Source organism: Sphingomonas sp. (assembly GCF_031426035.1).
In the GTDB taxonomy this organism is placed as follows: Bacteria; Pseudomonadota; Alphaproteobacteria; order Sphingomonadales; family Sphingomonadaceae; genus Sphingomicrobium.
In genome coordinates, this window is sequence record NZ_JANPKO010000067.1 from 1 (window position 1) to 3,360 (window position 3,360).

Sequence of the window (3,360 nt, forward strand, 5' to 3'; positions counted from 1 at the left end):
GGCGCGGCCAAGACCTCGGCGCCCGACGCGGTGGCGGGATCGCGGTGAGCAAACCCGCGCCGCTGACCCGCGCTGCGCTCAAGGTCTTTCCGCTGCCGCGCGTGACCGGCGGCGACAAGGACAGCCACGGGCGGATTTTGATTATCGCCGGCAGCCGCGAGGTGCCCGGCGCGGCATTGCTTAGCGCCACCGCGGCGATGCGCGCCGGGGCCGGGAAATTGCAGATCGCAACGGTCGAGAGCATCGCGCCGATGCTTGGGCTGGCGATGTCCGAAGCGATGGTGGTCGGCTTGCCCGAGCAGCGCGACGGCGGGTTCGCACGTTCGTCGGTGGCGCGCATCGCCGAGCTTGCCGCCGACGCCGACGCGGTGGTCGCCGGGCCTGGCGTCGCGACCGGGCCGGTGTGCGCGCGGATCGCCGAGGCGCTGCTCAATTCCCCCGCCGCGCTCGCCCTCGACGCCGCGCTGCTCCACGCGCTCGAGCCGCTCGACAGCCGCACCGCCGAGCGCGCCTCGCTGCCGGTGCTTCTGCCCCATGCCGGCGAACTGGCGTCGCTGCTAGATTGCGATGAAACCGAGATCGAGGCCGATCCGCCCGGCTGCGGGCGCAAGGCGGCCGAGCTGTATCGCGCGATCGTCTTGGTCAAGGCGTCACCAGTTATGTCGTCCACCCCGACGGGCGCGCCTGGGTGTTCAGCGACGGCTCGCCCGGGCTCGGCGTATCGGGCAGCGGCGACACGCTGGCGGGGATCGTCGGCGGCCTGCTCGCGCGCGGCGCCGATCCGCTTACCGCTATGTAGTGGGCGGTTCTGATCCACGGCGAGGCGGGCGCCGCGCTGTCCAAGCGGGTCGGCCCCACCGGCTTCCTCGCGCGCGAAATCCCAGGTGAAATCCCGGCGCTGCTAGCGCGCTGACTTGGTCCCCGGCTCGTGCTTTTCGAGCTCGTCTCCCACCAGCCGCACGACGTGCAGCACATTGGTCGATCCCGCGGTCCCGAACGGCACCCCTGCCATGATGATCACGCGGTCGTTGCCGTGCGCGATGCCGTGGCGCAGCGCCATCCGCTTGGCCTTGGCGACCATCTCCTCGAAGCTCGCGACATCGCGAGTGTGGACCGCGTGGACCCCCCACAGCAGCCCCAGCCGCCGCGCCGCCGCCAGGCTCGCGGTCATCGCCAGGATCGGCACCGGCGGGCGCTCGCGCGCGATCCTCCGCGCGGTTGAGCCCGACGACGTATAGCAGGCCATCGCCTTAACCTTGAGCGTGCGCGCGATCTGCGCGGCGCTTTCGGACAAAGCATCGGCCGCGGTCTCCTCCGCCGGGGTCTCGGTGAAATGAATCCGCGCCGGGTATACCGGGTCGTGCTCGGCGCTCATCGCGATGCTGTCCATCATCGCCACCGCCTCGAGCGGGTAATCGCCCGCCGCGCTTTCCGCCGACAACATCACCGCGTCGGCGCCGTCGTAGATCGCGGTCGCGACATCGCTGACCTCGGCGTGGGTCGGAGTCGGCGAGTGGATCATCGATTCGAGCATCTGCGTTGCTACCACCACCGGCTTGCCCGACTGGCGCGCGGCGGCGACGATGCGGTTCTGCAGCGGCGGCACCTCGAACGGGGGCAGCTCGACGCCAAGGTCGCCGCGCGCGACCATCACTGCGTCGGCCAGCGCGAGAATGTCGTCGAGGCGGTCGATCGCGGCGGGCTTTTCGATTTTTGCCAGCAGCGCGGCCTTGCTGCCGATCAGCTCGCGCGCCTCGGCGACGTCCTCGGGCCGCTGGACGAACGACAAAGCGATCCAGTCGGCCTTCTGCTCGAGCGCGAAGGCGAGGTCGGCGCGGTCCTTGTCGGTCAGCGCCGGGATCGGCACCACCACGTCGGGGACGTTGACGCCCTTGTGGTTCGACAGCGTGCCGCCGACCACGACTTCGGTGACGATCCGCGTGCCGTCGGCCTCGATCACCTTCAATCGCACCTTGCCGTCGTCGATCAGCAGCCGCGCCCCGGCCTTGACCGCGCCGAACAGCTCGGGGTGGGGCAGCTCGACCCGCCCCGCGTCGCCGGGGGTGTGGTCGCGGTCGAGTATGAAGCGGTCGCCCTTGGCCACCACCGCCGACCCGCCCACAAAATCGCCGACGCGCAATTTGGGGCCCTGGAGGTCGAACAGGATCGTCGTCGGGCGGCGGAATTCCTTCTCCAGTTCGCGGATGGCTTTGACCAGCGCGGCTTTTTGGCGGTGGTCGCCGTGGCTCATGTTGATGCGGAAGGCGTCGGCCCCGGCCAGCAGCAGCTTGCGGATCATCGCCGGCTTGCTCGATGCGGGGCCGAGCGTGGCGAGGATCTTCACCTTGCGCGATCGCGGTGCGAGTGGCTCGGTCAAGGCGGCTCCTTCGAAATGCGCTGGGCGCTGCCATAGCCGGTTGGCAAAGCCGTTCAACCGGCTTGAGCGCCCGCTTTGGCTCCCCTAGAGGCCGCCCTAAGCTATCCATGAATCAGGAGTAAGACATGGCGGAAGGCACCGTCGCGGCCGACCAGCTGCGGCTGTTTATCGAGCGCATCGAGCGCTTGGAGGAAGAGAAGAAGGCGATCGCCGACGACGTCCGCGACGTCTATTCGGAGGCCAAGGCCAACGGCTACGACACCAAGATCATGCGGATGATCGTGCGCCTGCGGAAAATGGAAACCCACACGCGGCAGGAGCAGGACGCGTTGCTCGAAACCTATCGCACCGCGCTCGGCCTGGCGTAGGAGGGCAGCATGGCCGGCCATTCCAAATATAAGAACATCATGCACCGCAAGGGCGCGCAGGACAAAAAGCGCTCGTCGATGTTCTCCAAGCTGGCGCGCGAGATCACCGTCGCGGCGCGGATGGGCTTGCCCGATCCCGAGATGAACGCGCGGCTGCGCTCGGCGGTGCTGGCCGCCCGCGCCCAGTCGATGCCCAAGGACAATATCCAGCGCTCGATCGACAAGGCGTCGGGCGGCGACGCCGAGAATTACGAGGAAATTCGCTACGAGGGGTTCGGCCCCGGCGGGGTCGCCCTGATCGTCGAGGCATTGTCCGACAACCGCAACCGCACCGCCACCAACGTCCGCACCGCTTTTGCCAAGAACGGCGGCAATCTCGGTGCGAGCGGCAGCGTCAGCCACGGCTTCGAGCGGATGGGGCTGATCGAATATCCGGGCAGCGCGGGGGATGCGGAGAAAGTGCTCGACGCGGCGATCGAGGCGGGCGCCGACGATGTCGAGAGCGACGAGGACGGCCACCGCATCTGGACCAGCGTCGAGACTTTGCATGAAGTAGCGAAAGCGCTCGAGCCGCATCTCGGCGACAGCGAGGGCGCCAAACTGGCGTGGAAGCCG

The 3,360-nt window shown here is 68.8% G+C and carries 3 protein-coding genes and 1 pseudogene; 3 read left to right on the plus strand and 1 reads right to left on the minus strand.

Features of this window, described 5'->3' with window-relative positions; translation table 11 throughout:
* Nucleotides 1-197: 197 nt before the first annotated feature.
* Nucleotides 198-799 (plus strand): annotated as a pseudogene (locus tag RMP08_RS04205) (NAD(P)H-hydrate dehydratase).
* A gap of 102 nt (nucleotides 800-901) precedes the next feature.
* Here RMP08_RS04205 and pyk read toward each other — a convergent pair.
* Nucleotides 902-2,377, minus strand: a complete 1,476-nt coding sequence (gene pyk / locus RMP08_RS04210; protein ID WP_310467738.1) for a pyruvate kinase — start codon at nucleotides 2,375-2,377, stop codon at nucleotides 902-904.
* A 125-nt stretch (nucleotides 2,378-2,502) separates the two neighbouring features.
* Here pyk and RMP08_RS04215 point away from each other — a divergent pair, with 125 nt between their 5' ends.
* Nucleotides 2,503-2,745, plus strand: coding sequence for a DUF2312 domain-containing protein (locus RMP08_RS04215; RefSeq protein WP_310467739.1), 243 nt, complete (start codon nucleotides 2,503-2,505; stop codon nucleotides 2,743-2,745).
* Between the two features lie 9 nt (nucleotides 2,746-2,754).
* On the plus strand, nucleotides 2,755-3,360 hold a 606-nt coding region (locus RMP08_RS04220; RefSeq protein ID WP_310467740.1), incomplete at its 3' end, for a YebC/PmpR family DNA-binding transcriptional regulator.